This is a genomic window from Thioclava sp. IC9 (genome assembly GCF_002213225.1).
Lineage (GTDB): Bacteria > Pseudomonadota > Alphaproteobacteria > Rhodobacterales > Rhodobacteraceae > Thioclava > Thioclava nitratireducens.
The window spans coordinates 175,473-197,022 of the sequence record NZ_NBNX01000005.1; the positions used below are offsets into that span (position 1 = coordinate 175,473).

The 21,550-nt window shown below is 65.7% G+C and carries 22 protein-coding genes; 9 read left to right on the plus strand and 13 right to left on the minus strand.

What is annotated here, in order from left to right; genetic code table 11:
• Positions 1-34: 34 nt before the first annotated feature.
• Both B6V76_RS14460 and cobT read right to left on the minus strand, forming a co-directional pair.
• The gene (locus tag B6V76_RS14460) at positions 35-1,834 is read right to left on the minus strand and encodes an aminopeptidase P family protein (RefSeq protein ID WP_088727775.1); all 1,800 of its coding nucleotides are present in this window, start codon (positions 1,832-1,834) and stop codon (positions 35-37) included.
• A complete protein-coding gene (cobT, locus tag B6V76_RS14465; protein WP_088727776.1) occupies positions 1,834-3,711 on the minus strand; it encodes a cobaltochelatase subunit CobT in 1,878 nt (625 codons plus the stop codon). The genes B6V76_RS14460 and cobT overlap by 1 nt, the downstream gene beginning before the upstream one ends.
• Before the next feature lie 255 nt (positions 3,712-3,966).
• On the opposite strand from cobT, the gene B6V76_RS14470 reads away from it, so the two are divergent.
• Positions 3,967-4,566 carry an NAD(P)H-dependent oxidoreductase gene (locus B6V76_RS14470; protein WP_088727777.1) on the plus strand — a complete coding sequence of 200 codons (600 nt, stop codon included), beginning with the start codon at positions 3,967-3,969 and terminating at the stop codon, positions 4,564-4,566.
• Between the two features lie 107 nt (positions 4,567-4,673).
• Here the strand turns inward: B6V76_RS14470 and B6V76_RS14475 are convergent, their stop codons facing one another.
• Positions 4,674-5,258, minus strand: coding sequence for a hypothetical protein (locus tag B6V76_RS14475; protein WP_075775591.1), 585 nt, complete (start codon positions 5,256-5,258; stop codon positions 4,674-4,676).
• On the minus strand, positions 5,258-6,229 hold the full coding sequence (gene cobS / locus B6V76_RS14480) for a cobaltochelatase subunit CobS (RefSeq protein WP_075775590.1): 972 nt from the start codon (positions 6,227-6,229) through the stop codon (positions 5,258-5,260). Before cobS ends, B6V76_RS14475 begins: the two co-directional genes overlap by 1 nt.
• 175 nt (positions 6,230-6,404) lie before the next feature.
• Between cobS and B6V76_RS14485 the strand changes: the two genes are divergently transcribed.
• The 3 genes from B6V76_RS14485 to B6V76_RS14495 all read left to right on the plus strand — a co-directional run bounded on the left by B6V76_RS14485 (position 6,405) and on the right by B6V76_RS14495 (position 9,019).
• Positions 6,405-6,803 (plus strand): DUF4177 domain-containing protein, encoded by a 399-nt coding sequence (locus B6V76_RS14485; protein ID WP_088727778.1) that lies wholly within the window; start codon positions 6,405-6,407, stop codon positions 6,801-6,803.
• Positions 6,804-7,062: 259 nt separating this feature from the next.
• Positions 7,063-7,683, plus strand: coding sequence for a DnaJ domain-containing protein (locus tag B6V76_RS14490; RefSeq protein WP_088727779.1), 621 nt, complete (start codon positions 7,063-7,065; stop codon positions 7,681-7,683).
• A 211-nt stretch (positions 7,684-7,894) separates the two neighbouring features.
• Positions 7,895-9,019 (plus strand): PQQ-dependent sugar dehydrogenase, encoded by a 1,125-nt coding sequence (locus tag B6V76_RS14495; RefSeq protein WP_088727780.1) that lies wholly within the window; start codon positions 7,895-7,897, stop codon positions 9,017-9,019.
• 231 nt (positions 9,020-9,250) lie between these two features.
• Here the strand turns inward: B6V76_RS14495 and B6V76_RS14500 are convergent, their stop codons facing one another.
• Both B6V76_RS14500 and B6V76_RS14505 read right to left on the minus strand, forming a co-directional pair.
• Positions 9,251-10,003: an SDR family oxidoreductase gene (locus tag B6V76_RS14500; RefSeq protein ID WP_075775586.1), complete on the minus strand. Its 753-nt coding sequence runs from the start codon at positions 10,001-10,003 to the stop codon at positions 9,251-9,253.
• Between the two features lie 226 nt (positions 10,004-10,229).
• On the minus strand, positions 10,230-11,162 hold the full coding sequence (locus tag B6V76_RS14505; RefSeq protein WP_088727781.1) for a hydrogen peroxide-inducible genes activator: 933 nt from the start codon (positions 11,160-11,162) through the stop codon (positions 10,230-10,232).
• A 189-nt stretch (positions 11,163-11,351) separates the two neighbouring features.
• On the opposite strand from B6V76_RS14505, the gene B6V76_RS14510 reads away from it, so the two are divergent.
• Positions 11,352-11,576 carry a DUF465 domain-containing protein gene (locus tag B6V76_RS14510; protein WP_075775584.1) on the plus strand — a complete coding sequence of 75 codons (225 nt, stop codon included), beginning with the start codon at positions 11,352-11,354 and terminating at the stop codon, positions 11,574-11,576.
• A gap of 337 nt (positions 11,577-11,913) precedes the next feature.
• Positions 11,914-12,741, plus strand: a complete 828-nt coding sequence (locus B6V76_RS14520; RefSeq protein ID WP_088727783.1) for a DUF6544 family protein — start codon at positions 11,914-11,916, stop codon at positions 12,739-12,741.
• Positions 12,742-12,766: 25 nt separating this feature from the next.
• Here the strand turns inward: B6V76_RS14520 and B6V76_RS14525 are convergent, their stop codons facing one another.
• Together B6V76_RS14525 and B6V76_RS14530 are read right to left on the minus strand one after the other, a co-directional pair.
• On the minus strand, positions 12,767-13,600 hold the full coding sequence (locus B6V76_RS14525; protein WP_206184220.1) for a CPBP family intramembrane glutamic endopeptidase: 834 nt from the start codon (positions 13,598-13,600) through the stop codon (positions 12,767-12,769).
• A 109-nt stretch (positions 13,601-13,709) separates the two neighbouring features.
• Positions 13,710-14,045 carry a DUF1992 domain-containing protein gene (locus B6V76_RS14530; protein ID WP_088720231.1) on the minus strand — a complete coding sequence of 112 codons (336 nt, stop codon included), beginning with the start codon at positions 14,043-14,045 and terminating at the stop codon, positions 13,710-13,712.
• 488 nt (positions 14,046-14,533) lie between these two features.
• Between B6V76_RS14530 and B6V76_RS14535 the strand changes: the two genes are divergently transcribed.
• A complete protein-coding gene (locus B6V76_RS14535; protein WP_088727784.1) occupies positions 14,534-16,150 on the plus strand; it encodes a Na/Pi symporter in 1,617 nt (538 codons plus the stop codon).
• An 83-nt stretch (positions 16,151-16,233) separates the two neighbouring features.
• Here the strand turns inward: B6V76_RS14535 and B6V76_RS14540 are convergent, their stop codons facing one another.
• Genes B6V76_RS14540 through B6V76_RS14550 form a run of 3 tightly spaced genes read right to left on the minus strand, consistent with a single transcriptional unit; the run spans position 16,234 to position 19,158 of the window.
• Positions 16,234-17,031 (minus strand): SDR family oxidoreductase, encoded by a 798-nt coding sequence (locus B6V76_RS14540; RefSeq protein WP_088727785.1) that lies wholly within the window; start codon positions 17,029-17,031, stop codon positions 16,234-16,236.
• A 21-nt stretch (positions 17,032-17,052) separates the two neighbouring features.
• Positions 17,053-18,024: a Gfo/Idh/MocA family oxidoreductase gene (locus tag B6V76_RS14545; protein ID WP_088727786.1), complete on the minus strand. Its 972-nt coding sequence runs from the start codon at positions 18,022-18,024 to the stop codon at positions 17,053-17,055.
• A 27-nt stretch (positions 18,025-18,051) separates the two neighbouring features.
• On the minus strand, positions 18,052-19,158 hold the full coding sequence (locus B6V76_RS14550; RefSeq protein WP_088727787.1) for a mechanosensitive ion channel domain-containing protein: 1,107 nt from the start codon (positions 19,156-19,158) through the stop codon (positions 18,052-18,054).
• Positions 19,159-19,587: 429 nt separating this feature from the next.
• Between B6V76_RS14550 and B6V76_RS14555 the strand changes: the two genes are divergently transcribed.
• Positions 19,588-19,905: a hypothetical protein gene (locus B6V76_RS14555; RefSeq protein ID WP_141104928.1), complete on the plus strand. Its 318-nt coding sequence runs from the start codon at positions 19,588-19,590 to the stop codon at positions 19,903-19,905.
• 57 nt (positions 19,906-19,962) lie between these two features.
• Here the strand turns inward: B6V76_RS14555 and B6V76_RS20080 are convergent, their stop codons facing one another.
• The gene (locus B6V76_RS20080; protein WP_206184221.1) at positions 19,963-20,307 is read right to left on the minus strand and encodes a hypothetical protein; all 345 of its coding nucleotides are present in this window, start codon (positions 20,305-20,307) and stop codon (positions 19,963-19,965) included.
• Positions 20,308-20,431: 124 nt separating this feature from the next.
• Positions 20,432-20,659: a hypothetical protein gene (locus B6V76_RS14565; RefSeq protein ID WP_088727789.1), complete on the minus strand. Its 228-nt coding sequence runs from the start codon at positions 20,657-20,659 to the stop codon at positions 20,432-20,434.
• 372 nt (positions 20,660-21,031) lie between these two features.
• Between B6V76_RS14565 and B6V76_RS14570 the strand changes: the two genes are divergently transcribed.
• Positions 21,032-21,532, plus strand: coding sequence for a sigma-70 family RNA polymerase sigma factor (locus B6V76_RS14570; protein ID WP_233243130.1), 501 nt, complete (start codon positions 21,032-21,034; stop codon positions 21,530-21,532).
• Positions 21,533-21,550 lie beyond the last annotated feature (18 nt).

Consider the following 21,550-nt stretch of genomic DNA (forward strand, 5'->3'; position numbering starts at 1 on the left):
CCGGAGGCATCCCCGGCATACTGTGCGCGCAGCCTCAGATCGGCGCGCAGGCGGTTTGCAGCCACGCCTTGGCGCCCTCGCTGACCTTGGGCCCGATACGCTCCAGAACCTCGGCGTGATAGGCGTTGAGCCAGTCGCGCTCCTCGGGGCCGAGCAGATCGATGTCGATCAGCCGGCGGTCGATCGGCACCCAGGTCAGCGTCGAGAAAGAGAGCTGGTCGCGGTTGTCGCCCTTGGCCCCGGCCTCTTCGGTGAGGATCAGGTTCTCGATCCGGATGCCGAATGTGCCTTCGCGGTAATAGCCCGGTTCGTTCGACAGGATCATTCCGGGTTCGAGCGGCAGGGTCGAGACGCGCGAGATCCGCGCGGGGCCTTCGTGCACGCAAAGCGCAGCGCCGACGCCGTGGCCTGTGCCGTGATCGTAATCCCAGCCCTCGGCCCACAGGGGCGCACGGGCGAGCGCATCGAGATGGGCCCCCGCCACGCTGCGCGGGAAGCGCGTACGCGACAGTGCGATCATGCCCTGCAACACCCGGGTGAAGGGACGTTTGGCGTCTTCCGGTACATCGCCCACGGCGACGGTGCGGGTGATGTCCGTGGTGCCGTCGACATATTGCCCGCCCGAATCCACCAGCAGCAACTCACCCGGTTTCACGGGGCGGTTGGTGTCCTCGTTCACGCGGTAATGGACGATCGCGCCATTGCCGCCCGCGCCGCAGATCGTCTCGAAGGAGATGTCGAGCAGCGCATTGGTATCGCGGCGGAAGCCCTCGAGGGCGGTGACCACGTCGATCTCGGTCAGCTGGCCTTTCGGGGCCTCCGCGTCGAGCCAGCTGAGGAATTCGACCATCGCGGTGGCGTCGCGCAGATGGGCGGCTTCCATGCCCGCGATTTCGGCTGCGTTCTTGCGCGCCTTCGGCAGAATGCAGGGATCGCGCGCCTCAACGATCTTGGTGTCGTGATCGGCCAGCAGCAGAGAGACAGCGAGCGGCGCGCTGTCGGGGTCGACCAGCACCGGGCCTTCGATCGCTTCCAGCGCGGCGGTCAGGCTGTCGGGCGGCAGGATCGAGACCCCGTCGCCCAGATGGGCGCGCAGATCGGCGTCGAATTTCGCGTCATCGGCGAAGAGCTTCACCGTGCCGTCGTCGAAGAGTACCGCGAAGGACTGGACCACCGGGTTGCGGGGGATATCCGCGCCGCGAATGTTCAGCAGCCAGCAGATCGAATCCGGCAGGCTGAGCACGGCGGCCGCGATATCCTCTTCGCGCAGGTCTTCGGCCAGACGCGTGCGTTTCTCCGCCGCAGTCTCGCCTGCGAATTCCGCCGGATGGATGCGGGCGGGCTCGGCGGGCGGGGCAGGGCGGTCGTCCCAGACGCGGTCCACGAGGTTCTCGCTCTCGATCAGCGCGATGCCGGTGCCTTCAAGCCCCTCGCGGATCTTCGCGATCTCGGATTTGGTGTGCAGCCACGGGTCGAAGCCGATCTTGGCGCCTGCATGGGCGTTTTCCGTCAACCAGTCGGCTGGTTTCACCTCGGGCCAGCTCACCGGCGTGAAGTGGTCGAGCGAGACCTCGGCGCGTACCTGCACCCGGTAGCGGCCATCGACGAAGACGCCTGCGATCTCGGGCAGCGCGATGCAGAAGCCCGCCGAGCCGGTGAAGCCGGTCAGCCAAGCCAGACGCGCATCGCAAGGCGCGACATATTCGCCCTGATGTGCGTCGGCCCGAGGAATGATGAAGCCGTCGAGCCCGGCGGCTGACATGGCTTCGCGCAGCGCCGCCAGCCGGGGCGGGCCCAGTTCGGGGCGCGATTGCACCGAGAAATCCTGAAACATCAGATAGCCTTCTTGATCCCGAGGAAGCGGGCGCGGGCCCGCGGATCGCTGTCGAAGAGGGAGGCGAGCTGTTCGGTCATGGCGCCCGCCAGTTGCTCCACATCGGTGATCGTCACCGCGTGCTGGTAATAGCGCGTCACGTCATGGCCGATGCCGATGGCGATCAGCTCCACCGCGCGGCGGCGCTCCACCATGGCGATCACGTCGCGCAGGTGTTTCTCCAGATAGATCGCGGGGTTCACCGACAGCGTCGAGTCGTCCACCGGTGCACCGTCCGAGATCACCATCAGGATCTTGCGCTGCTCGGTCCGGGCGAGCATCCGGCGATGCGCCCATTCCAGCGCCTCGCCGTCGATGTTCTCCTTCAGCAGACCTTCCTTCATCATCAGGCCCAGATTGGCCCGCGTCCGGCGCATCGGCGCGTCGGCCCGCTTGTAGATGATGTGGCGCAGGTCGTTGAGGCGTCCGGGGCTTTGCGGGCGGCCATCTGCAAGCCATTTCTCGCGCGATTGCCCGCCTTTCCAGGCGCGGGTGGTGAAGCCGAGGATCTCGACCTTCACGTCGCAGCGCTCCAGCGTGCGGGCGAGCACGTCGGCGCAGATCGCCGCGATCGAGATCGGGCGACCCCGCATCGAGCCGGAATTATCCAGCAGTAGCGTCACCACCGTGTCGCGGAACTCGGTGTCCTTCTCGACCTTGAAGCTGAGCGGCGTGGTCGGGTTCGCGACGACACGGGCCAGGCGGCCCGCATCGAGCATCCCTTCCTCGCGGTCGAATTCCCACGCACGGTTCTGCTGCGCCTGCAGGCGGCGCTGCAGCTTGTTGGCGAGCCGCGAGACAGCTCCTTTCAGCGGGTCCAGCTGCTGATCGAGATAAAGGCGCAGACGCTCCAGCTCGGCCGGTTCGGCCAAGTCCTCGGCGGCGATCTCCTCGTCGAATTCGGTCGTGTAGACCACGTAATTCGGGTCGGCCTGCGAATGCGGCGGGGGCGGCGGCGGCTCCAGCGGCGCATCGGCCTGCGGCATATCCATCTCGTCGCTCATTTCCTGATCGGCGAGATCGTCGGAGCTGACGGAGGTCTGGGTCTGGTCGTCCTGCGCTTCCTGGCTGGATTCGGGCGAGGCCTCGGCGTCGTCGTCTTCCTGCTCGTCGCGGGCCTGCTCTTCGCCCTGTTCCTCGTCGGCGTTCTCTTCCTGCTCGTCCTCGGCGTCGTCGCCCATCTCCTCGTCGGGATCGTCGCCCAACTGATCGGCATAACCGAGATCGGCGATCACCTTGCGGGTGAGGCGCGCAAAGGCGGCCTGATCGGCAAGGACGTGTTTGACGTTTTCCAGATCGTCGCCCGCCGATTGCTCGATGAAGGGGCGCCACAGATCGAGCACGTTATCCGCGCCGGGCGGCAATTTCCGGCCGGTCGCCAGTTCGCGCACGAAATACCCCGCGGCGACCGAGAGCGGCGCTTCCTCGGGAGCGCGAATCTGGGCGTAGCCCTTGCGCTCTGCCTCATGGGCGATCTTGGCGTCGATATTCGACAGGGTGCCCGGCATGTCGCGCGCGCCCAGCGCCTCACAGCGCGCGGTCTCCATTGCCTCGTAGATCGCGCTCGCCAACTCGCCCGACGGGGCGTAACGGCTGTCGATCTTGGCGTCGTGGTGACGGCGGCGCATCGCCATCGCATCGGCCGTGCCGCGCGCCAGCAGAACCTCGTCGCGGCTCATCCGGCGCGAAACCTGCGGCAGGCGCATCGCATCGGCGGTCATTCCCGAAGGATCGACCGTGTAGCTCACCGTCATGTCGGGCGCGTCGGCCATCGTCTTGGTGGCTTCGGCCAGCGCCTTTTTGAAGGGATCCGCGGGGTTGTCGGAAGGCTTGCTCATGGCCTCAGATAAAGCACCGCGCGCGCCGACCCGCAAGAGCCGATCGCGTAAGCGGGCGATGCGGCGCGGACTGGCAGCGCCGCCTGCGCGGTTCCCGCATTTGACGCGCGACACTCGTTCGCATCCGCACATAACTCCCGGTTGGAAGCGGGCGATTACGTCTTAGGTTAACTCGCAACACGGACAGCACGCCTCCCCCCGTGGCCCTTCCTCCCCGAGGGCCTTCCCGTGCGACATACCGGAAAGGAGATCGACATGAGCGAGACCCTGAATATCGGCCTGATCGTCGGCACGACCCGCGAAGGTCGCTTCGCCGACCGCGCGCTCGAATGGTTCGAGACCAAGATCGGTGCGCGCGACGACATGCGCTACGAGGTTCTGGATCTGCGCGAAGCCGCGCTGCCCTTCTTCGACGAGGCAGGCCCGCCCGCCGCGAAACCCGTGACCAGCGAGAACGCGCGCGCTTGGGGCGAAAAGCTCAAGGAATTCGACGGGTTCATCGTGGTGACGGCGGAGTACAACCACTCAATTCCCGCGACGATCAAGAACGCTTTCGACTACGCGTTCGAGGGCTGGCGCCGCAAGCCGCTGGGCACCGTCGGCTATGGCGGCGTGGGCGCGGCCCGCGCGGTCGAGCATCTGCGCCTCGTCGCGATCAATTTCGGCATGGTCCCCGTCGCGGGTGCGGTCAGCATTGGCGGTGCTGATTTCGTGAAGGCCTCGCAGGGCACGCCGATCGCGGAACTGGGCGACCATCTCGACGGTCCGGCGAAAACGCTGCTCGACGACATGGCCTTCTGGGGTCAGGCGGCGAAACTTGCCAAGATCGGGGCAGAAAATCGTCAGGCCGCGTGATCCGACCCCGCCTGTTTTTCGTAGTTAGTTGAGTAACGAGTACCAGCCCGGCCTTTGCGCCGGGCTTTTTTGCGCCGCTCCTCGCGAAGAGGTCGCAGCGGGAGCGGTTACTGGAAAAGCCCCGAGCAGATCATCGGCATCCAGTCCGCGCGTAGCGTACTCAGCGGGAAGGCGCGACGATCCTGCGAGCCTTTCGCCTCCTGCCCGCGCCGCGTCATGACGTAATCCCCATTGAGCAGGTTGACGTCGCAGGTGCCGGTATTCTCGTTATCGATCCGGTCGTAGAAGCTGTAGCTGTAGCCCGAGACGACAAAACCACCATTGCGCCACGCGATGGAATAGGTGCTCTCCCACGGGTTGCGCCCGATGCCGATCTGCTCGGAATGCAGCCTGAACGCGCCGTTGGGAAGCGGCTCGAGAGATGGCGTCTGGCCGCCTGCCTGACCGGAGAAGACAACCCGCTCGACCGTCATCTCGCGCTTCAGTCCGAAGGTCGGATCGCCGAGATAGACAACCAGATCGGCTGCATCCGCACCGTTCTGCACCAGCATCGCCGCATCCTGCGTGCCGTCGCCGTTCCAATCGCCGGTGAGCGCCGCGAAAATCTCGCCATCCTTGGGCGCCTCCTGGGCTGCCGCCGCGAAGGGCAGCAGCGCCGCGAGAAGCACGCCCCGGATCGCGAGGCGCGGCATCACGAGGCGATGGCCGCCGCCGATTCCGGCAGCTCCTCGTCGAAGAGGCGCTGGTAGAACTCGGCCACGGTCTGACGCTCCAGCTCGTCGCACTTGTTGAGGAAGCTCAGGCGGAACGCGTAGCCGATATTGTCGAAGATGCGCGCGTTCTGGGCCCAGGCGATCACCGTGCGCGGCGACATCACCGTCGAGAGATCGCCATTCATGAAGGCGGTCCGCGTCAGGTCGGCCACGGTCACCATCTGACTGATCACCTTGCGGCCCTCGGCCGTGTTGTATTGCGGGTTCTTCGACAGAACGATCGCGACTTCGGCGTCGTGGCTGAGATAGTTCAGCGTCGAGACCAGCGACCAGCGGTCCATCTGGCCCTGGTTGATCTGCTGGGTGCCGTGGTAGAGGCCCGTCGTGTCGCCCAGACCCACCGTGTTCGAGGTCGCGAACAAACGGAAATAGGGGTTCGGCGTGATCACTTCGTTCTGGTCGAGCAGCGTCAGCTTGCCGTCGGCTTCCAGCACCCGCTGGATCACGAACATCACGTCGGCGCGGCCCGCATCATATTCATCGAAGACGATCGCGGTCGGGTTGCGCAGCGCCCAGGGCAGGATGCCCTCGTGGAACACCGTCACCTGCTTGCCATCGACCAGCTTGATCGCATCCTTGCCGATCAGGTCGATCCGGCTGACGTGGCTGTCGAGGTTGACGCGCACACAGGGCCAGTTCAGGCGGGCGGCGACCTGTTCGATATGGGTCGATTTCCCGGTGCCGTGATAACCTTGGATCATCACGCGGCGATTATAGGCAAAGCCTGCGAGGATCGCCATCGTGGTGTCGGGGTCGAATTTGTAGGTGGAGTCGATCTCCGGCACGCGGTCGGTGCGCTCTGCAAACCCTTTGACCTTCATGTCGGAATCGAGGCCGAACACCTCGCGCAGGTCGATTTCTTCGGTGGGCTTGGCGGTCTGGTCGAGCATCGCGGACGTCCTTTCGTGGTTGGGTCGATTTGTGAACCATCGCGCGCAGGCGTGCAAGGGGGCGATGGTGCGCGATGCGCGGGGCTTTTATCGGCCCGTTCCCGCCAGTGTGGCTTGGAGTGAGTTGACCCGGACCCGGCATCCGCTAGAAAGACGCGAAAGCTTGAGGTGCATCATGCAGCATTACGAATACAAGGTCATCCCGGCGCCCGCGCGCGGCGACAAGGAGCGCGGCCTGAAATCCGGCGCCGACCGTTTCGCCCATGCGCTTTCCGGTGTGATGAACGAGATGGCGGCGCGCGGCTGGGAATACCTGCGCGCAGAGACCCTGCCTGCGGAAGAGCGCACCGGCCTGACGGGTAAGTCCACGGTCTATCACAACCTGCTGGTCTTCCGCCGCCCGAACAGCGCCGATCCGGCGCAGGCGATCGGTGCACATCCCGACCCCGAGGCTGCGGCGAATGACGAGGACGCGCCCGAGGCCAAGCGCCGCGCGCTTCTCGCCGATGCGCCCGAGGGCCGTGCGCCGAAACTGCGCGCCAGCCGCGACGGGTCGTCAGGCGACGGGGACTGACCGTTACGGACAGGGCGAAGGTAGGGCGGCTTGGAACCGGACCAATCCACCCGAAACGTGCCGCGCGCCCGCACCGGCGCGCCAGTCGCGTTGCCGTCGCGACGCTCCTTGCTCGCCCTTGATCCGCGCAATTAGCGGCCCCATTTCCGCCCGACCCCCTTTCAACATCCGTCATTTCCAGTAGACTGCGTGACCCGACTCGGAGGCAGGCCCAAATGCCGCCCCGAAGTGGCATTCGGGCAGCAGGCAAGAGGCAAGCATGAGCAACAGCGATCCTTTCGGCTTCAACATTTCGGCCGCGGCGGACAAGAAGCGCCGCTCGCGTGGCAGACGGGGCATGTCGGGGGCTTTCGAGACCTCGACCCGGATCTGCGACAAGGAAGGCTGCAACGAGCCGGGCAAGTACCGTGCGCCGAAAAGCCCGAAAATCCTCGACGACTACTACTGGTTCTGCAAGGACCACGTCCGCGAGTACAATCTGAACTGGAATTATTTCCAGGGTCAGTCCGAGGAGGAATTCCAGGCTTTCCTGGATAATGCGACCGTCTGGGAGCGGCCCACGAAGCCCTTCAGCAAGGCCAAGGAAGAGGCGGGCTGGGCGCGTCACGGCATCTCGGACCCGCATGAGATCCTCGGCGACAACGCCACGAAGAACCCGGGCCGGACGATGGGGCGCAAGCTGCTGCCGACCGAACGCCGCGCGCTCGACATTCTCGAGGCGAAGGACTCGATGTCCAAGGCCGAGATCCGCAAGTGCTACAAGGCGCTGATCAAGGTGCTGCACCCGGATATGAACGGCGGCGACCGCTCGCAGGAAGAGATGCTTCAGGAAGTCGTCTGGGCCTGGGACCAGCTGAAGGACAGCCGCAACTTCAAGTGACGGCAGGGGGGGCTCTGCCCCCCGCGCTGCGCGCGTCCCCCGGGATATTTTCGCAAACCCGAAGCAGAGAGGCGCGCTCAAATCCTCGGGCTTGCCGAAATATCCCGGGGTGAATGCCGCAGGCAGAGGGGCTGCGCCCCTCGCACCCGTTGCCATCGCGCGCCCTTCCTATTCCGTGCCTCCGCCCCATCTCTAAGGGAGGAGGTGCTTCATGAACCCGTTTCCGAGTCTGCCCGCCGCTCTGGCGCTCGCCCTGACGATCCCCGTCCTCTCGAGCCTCGGCCTTGCGCCCCTCGCCGCGCCTGCCGCCGCGCAAAACGTGGGCGAGAAGCCGATAAGCCGCGATCTTCCTTTCGTCCTCAAGCCGGTGGCGCTGCTGGAAAACCCATGGGCGATCGCGCCCTTGCCCGATGGCTCGGTGCTGGTGACCGGCAAGGCGGGCAAGATGTGGCATGTCACGGGCGGCGGGGCGCAGGCGATCAGCGGGCTGCCAGAGGTGCAATATAGCGGCCAGAACGGGCTGCTCGATGTTGCGGTGCCGCCCGATTTCGCTGAGACGCGCGAGGTCTATATCACCTATGTCGCGCCGGATAACGCGCTGCATCTGGCGCGTGGGGTGCTGGATGGCACCCAGCTCACGCAGCTGAAGACGATCTGGCAGCAGACGCCGGGCGGGCGTGGCCAGCCGGGCGGGATCGTCGCCTTCGGGCCCGACGGAATGGTTTATCTCACGGTCGGCGACCGGATGCAGCCCGACACCGCGCAGGACCCCGACAACCCGCGCGGCAAGATCCTGCGCCTGACCCGCGAAGGTCAGCCCGCGCCCGGCAATCCCCATGAAGGGGCGGGCGGTGTGCGCGCCGAGACGTGGACTGAAGGGCACCGCAACCAATACGGCCTCGCTTTCACGCCGGACGGCAAGCTCTGGGAGCACGAGATGGGCCCGCGTGGCGGCGACGAGCTGAACCTGATCGAGAAGGGCAGGAATTACGGTTGGAACGCGGTCTCGAACGGCCGACACTATTCCGGCCAGCCGATCCCGGATCACGACACGCGGCCCGAATTCGCTGCGCCGAAGCTCTGGTGGACGCCGGTGATAGCGCCGGCAGGGCTTGCGGTCTATCAGGGCCGCGACTTTCCCGACTGGCAAGGCGATATGCTGATCGGCGGGCTCGCCGGGCAGGGGCTGGCGCTGGTGGCGGGCGACGGCTCGGACCAGATCGCGCGCTGGAACCTGCAGATGCGTGTGCGCGACGTGGCCGTGGGGCCCAATGGCGAGGTCTGGATCATCGAGGACGCGGGCGAGGGCGCACTCTATCGGCTGATGCCGAAATGAGCTTGCCCGGCGCTTGACCGAAAACGGCGGTGCGCGCATCCGAGCGCGGCGCCGTCGGAATTGGCGAAGGTCGGGCAGGGATGCCCGGCCTTTCCGTTTGCGGGCTTATATTCGGCCCAGCCAAGGCGCGACCATATTCTCGCTCCGGCGCATCGCCAGATCGAAGAACCAGACGATGCCGCCGCACAGGGAGATACCCACGAGCACGGGTTCCGATTGGCTTGCCTCGGACTATTCGCGGTGGATCTGGAACGGCGCCCAGCTCTGGCTCACCGGCATGATCTCGATCGAGTTGATGTTCACATGCGCGGGCAGGGCGGCGACCCAGTAGATGCTCTCGGCGATATCCTCGGGCTGCAGCGGATCGGCCCCGGCATAGAGCTTGTCATAGGCTGCCTTGTCGCCGCCGGTGCGCACCAGCGTGAACTCGCTCTCCGACAGACCCGGCTCGATCGAGGTCACGCGCACGCCAGTGCCCGACAGGTCCGAGCGCAGCCCAAGCGAGAACTGCTGCACGAAGGCTTTCGTGCCGCCATAGACATTGCCGCCCGGATAGGGCCAGTTCGCCGCGATCGAGGCGAGGTTCACGATCAGCCCGCGGCGCGCGATCAGCCGATCCAGCGTGAGCCGCGTCATCACCGCGAGCCCGGTGATATTGGTGTCGATCATCGCGCGCCAGTCATCCAGATCGCAGTCCTGCGCAGGCGCGGTGCCGCGCGCGAGGCCCGCATTGTTGATCAGCGCGTCGATCTGCGCGAAACCTTCGGGCAGGCTTTCGAGCGCTGCACGCGTCGCCGCCTCGTCGCGAATGTCGAAGCACAGAGGGTGCGCCACCTCCGGTCCGCCGAGTGCCTCGACCAGCGCGTCGAGCCGTTCCTGACGGCGCCCGGTCACGATGACCTTCCAGCCCTCATGGGCGAAACGGCGGGCGATTGCGTCGCCGAACCCTGCGGTGGCTCCGGTGATGAGGGCGGTCTTGGTCATGAAGGGGCCTTCCTGTCTTGCTGCCTGTCGGGCCACGCGTCTCGGCGCGGCGGTCGCGGCCCGCTTGTGTTCGTGGTCTGCCGGTGCGACAGGGCCAGTCGGGAATTTCCCATAGGGCCAGTCCTGCGCGCCTGATCGGCGGCTGCCGCGGCACGATAGGGGCAGGGGGCCGGAACTGCAATTTCACGGGCGCGTGACCGCATCCCTGTCGCCCGCGTCCCGGCAATCAGCTCTCGGGTTGAAGCACCTTCGCAAAACCGGTGCGCACGACCTCGCGGATCACCTCGGCGAAGACCGGCGGAATGCGCGCGCTGCGCCGGGTCACGAGCCCGATCGAGCGCATCACCCGCCCGCGCCGGAAGGGCACGAGGGCGATATCCCGTCCGGCCTGCTCGACCTCCGAATGGGCATAAAGCGCGGGCAGGAGCGTGATGCCCATATTCATCGCCACCATCTGGCGCAGCGCATCGAGACTGCTGCCCTCGTAATCCTGCCGCAGGGTGGTTTTCATCTCGCGCGCCAGCTCCACAAGCTGGGCATGCAGCGAAAACCCGTTCGACAGAACGAGCAGCGTCTCGCCCGCGAGATCGGCATCCTCGACGTTTGTCTTCTCCGCAAGGCGATGATCCCCGGCGACGGCAAGCTGGAGCGGTTCGCGGAACAGTCGGGTGACGGTGAAATCCGACGAGAGCACCGGCAGCTGCGTCAGGACCAGATCGAGGCGGCCCGCGCGCAGATCGTCGAGCAGGGCGCTCGGCTGCCCGTCGCGGATGAACAGGCGCAGTTCGGGGTGCTCGGCGTGGAGCCGTCGCACCACGCTCGGCAGCAGATAGGGCCCGAATGTCGCCGATGCCCCGAGTCGATAGGTCCCGGCAAGGCCCGCGCGTGTATGTTCGGCGAGGCCCGCAAGGGCTGCGACCTCGTCGAGAATGGCGTCGATCCGCGCACGCACCTCGCGCCCGGCAGCCGTCAGCACCGCGCCGCTGCGTCCGCGTTCGACGAGGGCCGCACCGAGCGTGTCCTCGAGATTGACGATCTGCTGGCTCAGCGAGGGCTGACTCACGCCGACACGCTCGGCCGCTTTGCGAAAGTTCCCGGCATCCGCGAGGGCGCGGAAATATTCGAGTTGGCGCAGGGTCGGCAGGCGCGGCTTATCCATAGGAATTTCCGATCATAACTTCAGGATACTTAGGATTGAGCTTACCAGCCCGCAACCCCAACTCTGATCTGTCGAGGGGGCCTTGAGGGAGCGCGAATGACGGAGGCGGCGGATAGTGTCCCCCCGCAGTCTCCCCGCGAGAATCCCCCCTCGGCACGAGTGAACCCCAATCTTTACAGGAGTTTAGAGATGAGCCTTTCGGATCGGACCCATGCCGCCATCGCGGCCCGTATCGCAGCCCTGCGGGCGCGGCATCGCGACCTCGATGCGCGTGTGGAGCAGGAGCAGAAACGGGCCTGGCGCGACATGAGTGTGCTGCAACGGCTCAAGCGGCGTCGCCTGCGTCTGAAGGACGAGCTGGGCCGCTACGAGGGGCTGCTGCGTACGCTCGCGCGTCGGCGTCTGCCCGGCTGATATCGTTTTTCTCCGGTCCCGGCGCGCGCGTGACGGGGCCCTTTTCGCGAAAGGAACTCACATGGCATCCCGAACCGACCCGTTCCTCCCCTACCGTTTTCTCAAGAGCGCGGAAATTTCCGAGCTGGAAGAGGCGCTGTGTCACAGGCATATCAGGCGCGCCCCGGTCGCGCGCGCAACATGTTCCGAGGCGTGGTTCGATCTCTTCGATGACCCGTGCGAACGGGACGCAGAGGTCAGAGGGCGTGCCCTGCGCTGATCGCTTCATGCTATCATCCGGCTCGGGATGCGGCGGTTGCCGCGTGGTCGCTTGAGCGTGGAAAGGTAGGGAAGCTGCATGGCTCTTTGGATATTCGCCATCCTCGCCATCGGGCTTTTCGGCCTTTTCGCGAGGCGGCGTCTTGATCGGCGCGCCGACCGCGCAGAGATGGCGCGACTGAGCGCATCGCAGCCTGTCGATCCGCCGCGCTTCTCTGCCGATATGGTCGCCGGTCTTCCAGAGCCCGCGCGGCGGTTTTTCACCTTCGCCATCGCGGAGGGGACGCCGCTTTACACCGTCGCATGGCTGGAGATGCACGGACAGTTCGGCATGGGTGACAAATCCGCGCCGGGCTACATGCCGATGCGCGCCACGCAGGTGCTCGCCGCGCCGCACGGCTTTGTCTGGACAATGTCGGGCGGCTCCGGTGGAATGCGCCTCAGCGGCTCCGACAGCGACAAATGGACCCGGTTCTGGGTCGCCGGGCTCGCCCCCGTGGCCCGGTTCGGCGGCAACCCGGATCACAAACGCTCCGCCTTCGGTCGCTACGTGGCCGAGGCAGTGTTCTGGACGCCCGCGGCAGTGCTGCCGGGCCCGAATGTGACCTGGGAGCCGGTCTCGAGGAACATCGCCCGGATGACGATGCGCCGTGACGGGTTGGAGCAGGCGGTCGACCTCACCGTCGCCGAGAGTGGCCGGCCGGAGCAGGTCTGCTTCCAGCGCTGGAGCAATGCGAACCCGCAAAAGCGTTACCGCCTTCAGCCCTTCGGCGGCTATCTCTCGGAGTTCCGTGACGTCGACGGGTTCCGATTGCCGACCCATGTGGAAGCGGGGAACAACTTCGAAATCGAGGACTATTTCCCTTTCTTCCTCGTCGATGTGACCGAAATCCGCTTTCCCAAGTGATTGTGTCTGCCTGTGCCACATCGCCTCATGGCCGTGCCGCGCCGGGGACCACTTCAGTCACGGCGCCCGCGCGCGTGAACATCTTCTCGCGCTTCCACCAGACGACCAACGCGGCGACGCCCACCAGTATCCAGGTGTCCCAAGGCTGCGCATCCGGCCAGAACGGATTGATGAGCTGCCAGTGAAACAGCATCGGCAGCAGCAGGCTGCCACGCGCCGCGTTGAAAATCGGCGTGACCAGAACCGCGAGGGTGATATTGCCGATGAAGAAGGGCAGGTAGCTCCACTGCGCGAAGACCACGCCGGCGAGGTAGAAGGCGGGCAGGTGCCAGATGCCCCAGATCGCGCCGATCAGCATGCCGGCCCAGAACGGGGCGACATGGCGCTGCAAGAGCGGTTGTGCGACGCCGCGCCAGCCGAACTCCTCGATAGGCCCGAGAAGCAGCATCATGAACATCACGCTGACCGTCGCGCCCACGCCCTCGGGCGGCATCGGCGCAAGGAGGGGCCCGCCCTTGATCAGTGAGCCCGCCATGAAGACGAGCGGGATCACGAGCAGGATGAAGCCCCACCACGAGACCGGGCAGTGCCAGATCAGAAGGCGCGACAGGAACCGGCGCAAGTCGCCAAGCCCGGCAGAGAACAAGACCACCGTGAACCCTGCGATTGCCGGAGCCCAGGTTGCGAGGAAGAAAAGTGGGTGGGAGCCGCTGATCTGGCCGAACCGCGCGGTCATTTCTGCGGACAAGAAGATGTAGCTGCCGATCACGCCCCAGGTGATCGCGAAGGTCAGCGCGAGAAAGGCGAGCAAGGCGCGCGCGGTGGCGTGCAGGGGCAGGTCTTCGGGTGCGATTGGCATTCGGCTGACCATGGATGTGCGTTCAGGGACCGCCCTACCATCGTCATTTTCCGCGCCGAAATCCTTGTTCTGGGTCAAGCGCATCGCGCCAATGATGACCCGGCGCGTCCTACGGCGCCATGAACCGCCGCCGCGCCTCGACCGCGATGTTGTAGCGCTGTTCCAGATCGGCGATCAGCGCCATAGCGACGCGCTTGGCCTCGTCTCCCTCCGCCTCCCGGTAGCTTTGCTTGGCCGCCTCCAGCAGCTTCTTGAGTTTGAACTCCTCGGGCAGCGCGCCGGCTTCGGCCATGATCCGGGCGGCCACGGCGGTCGCCATGTCGGTAAATGCCTCGCCCGAGCGATCCGGGAGCGGCTTGCCCTCGCCGGAAAGCCCGCTCAACTGGCCCTCCGCAAGGGCCTTCTGGATTTGCCGCTCGACGAGGCGGTTCAGGGATTGGCTCATGCCGCGTTCCTACCGTTTCCGAGCACCTCGGGAGGCGCGGTACCCTCGCGAGCATAGCCCACTTCTGGCGATGCCAACACTCAGACTTCCGTGCGAAACCTGTGACAGGGCGGCGCGCGGGCTCAGGCTAGTCGCGCGAATTGCGGCAGTTCCCAAAGCCCGTCCGCGACCGCCGCGCCGACCTGCAACTCGCATCCATAGCTGCGACTGAGGATCGGCGTTCATCGAGGGGTCACGCAACAGCGGCGTGCCCCCGCGAGACATGTAGATAGGAAACCTCAAGCGCCGAAGCCCGGAATGAAGTGCTCTTTCGAATTCATCGCCCGCGGTTAGCCCGCGACTGCGGGGCGCGCCGAAGGTGCACTGCCGTCTTCGACGCCAGACGGTCACGAATTCATCCGGCAAAACAGAACCTTGCGAGGCGTTCCTGCCGGCGCTTGAATTCCGTGTCGCGCGGCCGCATGCTCGATCGCGAGGGATGGAGAACCATGTCGGAGACACTGGCGGCACTTGGCGGAGTCGGGCTGTTCCTGCTCGGCATGAAGATAATGACCGAGGCGCTGCGCGAAGCCGCCGGGTCCAATCTGCGCCGCCTGCTGGCGCGGTTCACCACCACGCCGCTGAAGGGCGTCGCGAGCGGTCTGGTGACGACGGCGGTGATCCAGTCGTCTTCGGCGACGACGGTGATGACGGTCGGCTTCGTCGGCGCGGGACTGCTTAGTTTTCCGCAAGCGCTCGGCGTGATCTACGGCGCCAATATCGGCACGACGGTCACCGGCTGGATCGTGTCGCTGGTGGGCTTCAAGCTGAAACTGGGCGCGGTGGCGATGGGGCTTTTGTTCTTCGCGAGCCTGACGCTGTTTCTCTCGCATGGCCGGGCGGCGCGCATCGGGCGCGTCCTTGCCGGGTTCTGCCTGCTCTTCATCGGGCTCGACATGATGCAGCAGGGAATGTCCGGGGCGGAGACCTGGATCACGGTGGAGCGCACGCCTGGAACCGGGGTGGGCGGCTTGCTCGCGATGGCGGCGCTGGGGCTCGCGGTCACGGTGGTGATGCAATCCTCCTCGGCGGCGATCGCGGTTGTGCTGGTGCTGGTCAGCAACGGTGCGCTGCCGCTGATCCAGGCGGCTGCGGCGGTGATCGGGATGAACCTCGGCACCACCTTCACCGCGCTGATCGCGGCCCTCGGGGGATCGCGCGCGATGCAGCAGACCGCTATCGCGAACCTGCTGTTCAATTGCGGAACGATGGTGATCGCCTTTCCCCTCCTGCAACTGGTCGCGGCTCCTTTGGAGGGGCTGGCGGCGCGAACCGGGGTCGATACGGCGCTCGTGCTGTTTCACACCGGGTTCAACCTGCTGGGAACGCTGGTCTTTCTTCCCGTCACTCGCCAATTCGCCACGCTCGTCGCGAAATTGCGGCCCGATCTCGGCGGGCGGGCGCCCCCGGAACTGGACCGTCGCCTGTTGAGCGACGAAGGGGCCGCGATGCAAGCGGCGCATTCCATGGTGATCTGGGCCGCGCAGGAGATTTTCGCAGCCTATTCGCTGGCGATCGGCCGCGCGCGCGATCTGCGGCGGATGTCGACGCTGGGGCCACGGATCGCGATCGCTCTGGATGATCTGAAGGATTACATGGCGCAGATTTCGGTCCCGCGAGACCGGCCCGCCGAAGCCGCCGCCTTCGCCGCGCTGATGCATCAGGCCGACCATCTCATGCGTCTGGTGGAGCAGGCCGAGCACCGCGGCTACATCCCGATCCTGTTGCGCGGCAAGATCACGCCCAGACCCGCGCAATGGTTCGCCGCCTGCCTGTCACCCGAACGTCCGCTCGATCTGCCGCAGATCGGGGAGCGCATGGCGCGGATGGCAGACCCGGTCGCCCATCGCCTCGCGCGGCACCGGCGCGGCCTGTTGCTGGGCGAGCATGTCGGGCTCTACACGATGCAGGAGACGTTTCAGGCGACTGATGCGATGCGGTGGTTTGCGCGGATCATGCACAATGTCCAGCGCGTCGGCGAATACGAGCGCGAGGTGCAGGCGAAGCTGGGGCATGTGGCGGTCGCCTCTCCCGAGGCGGACTCGCCGCTTAGCGCCGGTTCCTGATCCTGAGGCGTTTTGCCATGGCGGCGTGGGCCCTCCGGCGACGGCTTGATCTACGCACCAAGCGCGTCTTCGACCCCCGACCGTCACACGGCGATGGAGGCGACCGAGCCGCCGTCCACGCGGTAATTGGCACCGACGACGAAACTGGCTTGCTCGGAACACAGGAAGGCGATGGTCGCGGCCACTTCCTCGGGTCTGCCGCGCCGCTCCAGCGCCAGCCACGGGCGATCCGATTTCAAGAAGCTCCGGACAGCCTCGTCATGGCTGATGCCTTCCGCATCCGCCTTCTGGGCCATCATCCCATCGGTCATGGGAGTCTCGATAAAGGCGGGCGAGACGCAATTGACCAGCACGCCCCGGCGCGCGGCCACCCCGCTCAGCCCCTTGGCGAAATTGAGAAGCGCGGCCTTGGCCACATTATAGACCGCCTCGCTCTCATAGGGCTGCGCCGCATTCTCGGAACAGAGGATGACGACGCGACCCCAGCCGCGGTTTTCCATCGTCGGCTCGAACGCGCGCACGGTGCGGACGACCGACATGAAATCGCTCTCCCACGCGTCGTGCCAGTCGCTGTCCGTCATCTCGAGCGGGTGCCCCTTGGCGCCGGTGACACCGGCCGCGCAGACGAGGATGTCCGGCATGGTGAAGCGCTCTTGCGTGGTGGCGGCGAGACCCTTGATCTGGTTCGGATCGCGCAGGTCGGCCTGAAGCGCGCAGGTGCCGTGGGCGAGCTCCTTGGCGGCGCGGGACACCTCGTCACCCTTGAGGTCCACGAGGATAACCTGCGCGCCCTCGGCCAGCAGCGTTCTGGCGGCGGCTTTGCCGATGCCCGAGGCGCCGCCCGTGATCAGGGCCGTTTTGCCTTGAAGTCCATAATCCATCGTCGTGCTCCTTTCGCGTGTTCAGTTGAGCCGAAGCCCGAGATCGTCCAGCACCCGGTTGACGCGCGCCGCCTCGGCGGCCGAGACCAGCCCCGGTGCGGCACGGCCTTCGAGCGCGCTCAGGAAAGGCAGGATTCCGGTGCCCGCGTCGAGCGGATCGAGCACCATGCGCTCGGTCGGGCTCTCGGCCCCGCGCGGGGTCAGCGTCATCTCGCCTTCCTTGAGTGAAATCGCACCAGCATCGCCCACGAGGTCCAGTTCGAGCCGCATCCGGGTGTCGGTCCAGCCCGCTTCGACGACGCCGGTGGCGCCGCTCGCAAAGCGCAGGATTGCGGCACCGTGATCGTTCAAGGGCCACCCCAGCGCGTTGCCGGTGGCCGCATGTCCCTCGCGGATCGGCCCGAGTATCCACTGCAAGGCGTCGATCGCGTGCACCGCCTCGTCGACGAACCCGTCGTAGCAGGCGAGCTCCGGGTCGGTCATCCAACTGTCGAGATCCAGCCAGTCCGCGTAGCCGCCGTCGTGATTGAAGAGCATTCTCGCCGATCGTGCCTCGCCCAGCCGCCCCTCGGAGACCCAACCCTTCGCCTTGCGCAGGGCGGGCACGGTTCGGAAGAAATACGCGGTGTGCAGTATCGCTTCGGCCTTCGCGGAGTGCTGCGCCACGGCCTCAGCGTCGCGGGCGCTACCGGCGAGCGGCTTCTCCGAAAAGACCGGCAGACCCGCAGACATCGCCGCTCCGATATCGGTGGCATGGTGGGCCGTCTCGCTGCATACGACTGCGCCCGCCGTTTGCAGCCCTTGAAGGGCGTCGAGCGTCGCGAGGGGCTTGGCGTCAAGCTCGGCGCAAAGCCGGTCGCGGCGGTCCGGATCGCGATCATGCACGTAGCCGACACGAAAGCCGCGCGCCTTCATCTGCTGCAGGTGGTCCGGCAGATGAACATGCGCGCCGCCAAGCAGCGCGAAGGTCGAAATGTTCATGTGGTCATCCATGGCAGCTCTCCTGTGGTCGGTCGCGGATCAGGCCGGCGACGCGCCGGTGTCAGCGGGGGAAGAAAGGAGTTCCGCGCGCATCCTCGGGAGCGCCTCGGGGTAGGCTTCCTGCAGCCACGCGATCAGCTTCTCGCGCACTTCGCAGCGCAGGTCCCAAGCCTGCGGCGAGGTGCGTGCGCTCATCAAACCGCGCAGCGCAATCGTGTCCTTGTCGGCATCGGTGACCTGAAGGTTGATCACCTGGCCGTCCCAATGCGGCGACTCGCGGACGATCTCTTCGAGCTTTTCACGCACTTCGGTCACGGGCACGGTGTAGTCGAGATACCAGTGCACGGCGCCGATGATCGACGCGCTTTCGCGGGTCCAGTTCTGGAACGGTTGCTCGATGAAATAGCTCAGCGGCACCACCATGCGTCTCCAGTCCCAGATCCGCACGATAACGTAAGTGGCGAAGATCTCTTCGATCCAGCCCCATTCGCCGTCGACGATCACCACGTCCTCCAGCCGGATCGGCTGAGTGATCGCGATCTGGATGCCCGCGATCAGGTTGGCCAGAACCGGGCGCGCCGCGAGCCCGAGGATCAGGCCCGCCGCGCCCGCCGAGGCGAACAGGCTGACGCCGTATTTCTGTACGGTCTCGAAGGTCAGCAGCACGCCCATGACGGTAAAGATGGTCAGCAGGATCGTCGCGGTGCGCCGCAGGACACGAAACTGCGTCACCAGTTTGCGCGCGGCAAGGTTGTCATCGAGGTCCATCCGCTGGCGACGGATCACCCGGTCGCTCAGGTTTCGGGTCAGCAGGATAGAGGTCCAGCCGATCAGCACGATCAGGAGGATCAGGAATATGTGCCCCAATACGTCCTGCAACCGCCACGGCAGGTCGGTGCGCGGCACCGCGATCGCCAATGCCGCGAGCAGAAATGCCAGCCGCATCGGTCTCTTTGCCTGTCGCAGCGCCGAGCCCGCCATGCCGCTGCCCGCGTCCACCCAGCGCCTAAGGGCGCGGAAAAGCAGCCAATGCAGCAGCAAGGACAGCAGCAGCGCGCCCAGAAGCACGACTGCGGGCCCGAGCCAGTCTGGCCCTCCGGCCATCGTCTGCCGGATGAAGTCGGAAATGCGACCTGCAAGCACCATGGCGTCACCCGCCTCCGCTCACAGAGCGGAGGACATCGGCCTCGCTTTTGCGCTCACGAGGGACGGGGAGCCCGAGCGTAAACCCGGCCGCGCGGGAAACGTGGCCGATCAGGCCCGGGTCGAACGTCGCATGTTCCACGCGTGTGCCTCCTGACTCATGGTGATCGATCGGAGCGTGTCCTTGCGTGCCGCGTTACGTCAGGGGATCTTCGAGATCCCCTGCCTATGCAGAGCCAACCCGCGTTCGCCGCTTCGGTTTCCCAAAAAGGTTCAATAGAGCTGAGGGCGCTTGTCGCAGCCGCATTTTCCCCGGCGGGGGCCTTCTTCGGTGAGCGATTGTCAGGGATACAATTTTACGCGTTGCCTAAAATTGCGGCAGGCGGCTTGCTGGGGTTTTGATGATGGAAGGCTTTGCAGATGGAGTCTCATTTGGAGGGGGAGCAGGCCGACCCGGTCGTGTCCCATAGAATGGTCGAGACGGCCCTGACGGGCTTGGACATGAACCGGGCCGAGGATGTGAAAATCGCAGTGGAGCGCGTGAAGGGGTTTCCGCTCGCAGATCTCTACCTCAGTTCGTCGCTCGGCGCGGAAGCACATCCCCACGAAGTCTGGATCGCGCGCATGGAAATTCATCGACAGGCAGATGAACGCCGCCGCGCGCATGAGAGGCGCCTCACTTTCGTTGCCGGGATATCGGCCGCGGTCGGTGGCGCGATCGGTAGCGCGCTGCATTTTCTCTGGTCTTGAGGGCCCGGCTCTCGGCCGCGCCGACGGACTGCGCGGGATCCGGGCGGATCGGGCGAGTCAGCCGATCCACATCCAGGTCACCACGAGGACGACAAGGACCGCGACGGCGATCGCGACGGCGGTCCACTTGCTGATCCCGCTGTTGCGTTCGGCCGGGGTCTGCTTTTCGACCTCCGCCTCGGACCCGCGACCCTCCAGACGCTGTGCCATACGTACCTGATCGGGGCTCGGAGGTGTGCCAGCCGCCTCGTCATCGGTGCCGAGAGGCGCGGCGGCGGGGTCGCTGAACCCCACCTTGTCACCCGCGCCGCCTTTGTCGATGGTCTCGCGTAGCTGGCTGGCTTCCGCCGATCCTGAACGTGCCTTGCCATCCACGTATTCTATATCTTCCTTGTTCGTCATCGAACGTCTTCCTTGGTCCTCGGGTGGGCGACGGGCCTGTCGCATGGAGCAACTGGATTTGCCTTGCGTAAAAGCCGAAACCGGCGAACGCGCCAACGCCATCCGGCAGGGGCGCGAAGCCGGTTCAGGTGACGCCGCTGCGCGAGGGCGACCGTTTCCAGTCCGGGTCCTCCCGTCTGACCTTGAACGTGTTCCAAAGGCCCGCCGGAACGCCCACCAGCAGACCGATCAGGCCTGCCACGACGAAGGCCTGCCAGTTCATCCAGTCGAATGCGAGAAAGGCGGTCACAACGGCTCCGGCAATGCAGAGCACCCAGAGCGGAATGAAAAGAAGTCTCCATCCGTATTTCATGGCGTGTCTCCTGTCTGGTTCGGGAAATCAACAAACGGCTGACCTGTTCGGTTCCTGCTTGCGCGGCCCTTGGGGTGTGACAGCAAGCCGCGAAGCTGACCTTTCTGCAACCGCGTCACCGCACAGCGCTCGATTGCCGGTCGGACCGGACAACCGCTGTCCCCGACGTTCGCGCGGGACTTATTCTGGCTTTCTGTCGGAACTTCCTGCGTTTTCGCCGCTTAGGCCCGAGCACATTTTGAACCAGACTTTTCCAGCTAGAGGGAGCCGCATTGCCGCCAACGTCTCAGCGGGTCGCTGCTCACACTTCGCTCGGCAGGAACTTCGCCCCCTCGCGTTTCATTGAGTCCTCAACGAGAAGGACAGATTGGCGTGAGCAAGGAACGCGACATTATCGAACTCATACCGGCGCTGCGCTCCTATGCTTGGGCGCTGACCAAGCGGCACGAGGACGTGGACGACCTGGTTCAGGACACGTTGGTCAAGGCGATCGACAAGGTCGACAGCTTTCAATCCGGGACCAACCTGCGCGCGTGGCTGATGACGATCATGCGCAATACCTTCCTCAACAACATCGCGAAATCGAAACGCTCGACGACAGGCAAGAAGGATTGCGTCTCGACCACCTTGTCGACGCCGGCCACGCAGGATTGGTCGGTGCGGGGCGGCGAGCTGATGCGTGCCGTCGAACGCCTGCCGCGTCATTACCGCGAGGTTCTGATCGTCGTCGTGATGCTGGGGGAAAGTTACCAGGACGCGGCAAATCTATTCGGTATCGAGATGGGAACGGTGAAGAGCCGCGCCAACCGCGCACGCGCGATGGTGGTCGAAGACCTCGAAGCCCGCGCGCCGAACGATCCCCTCGAAGATTAGAGATGAACCCTAGGTCGC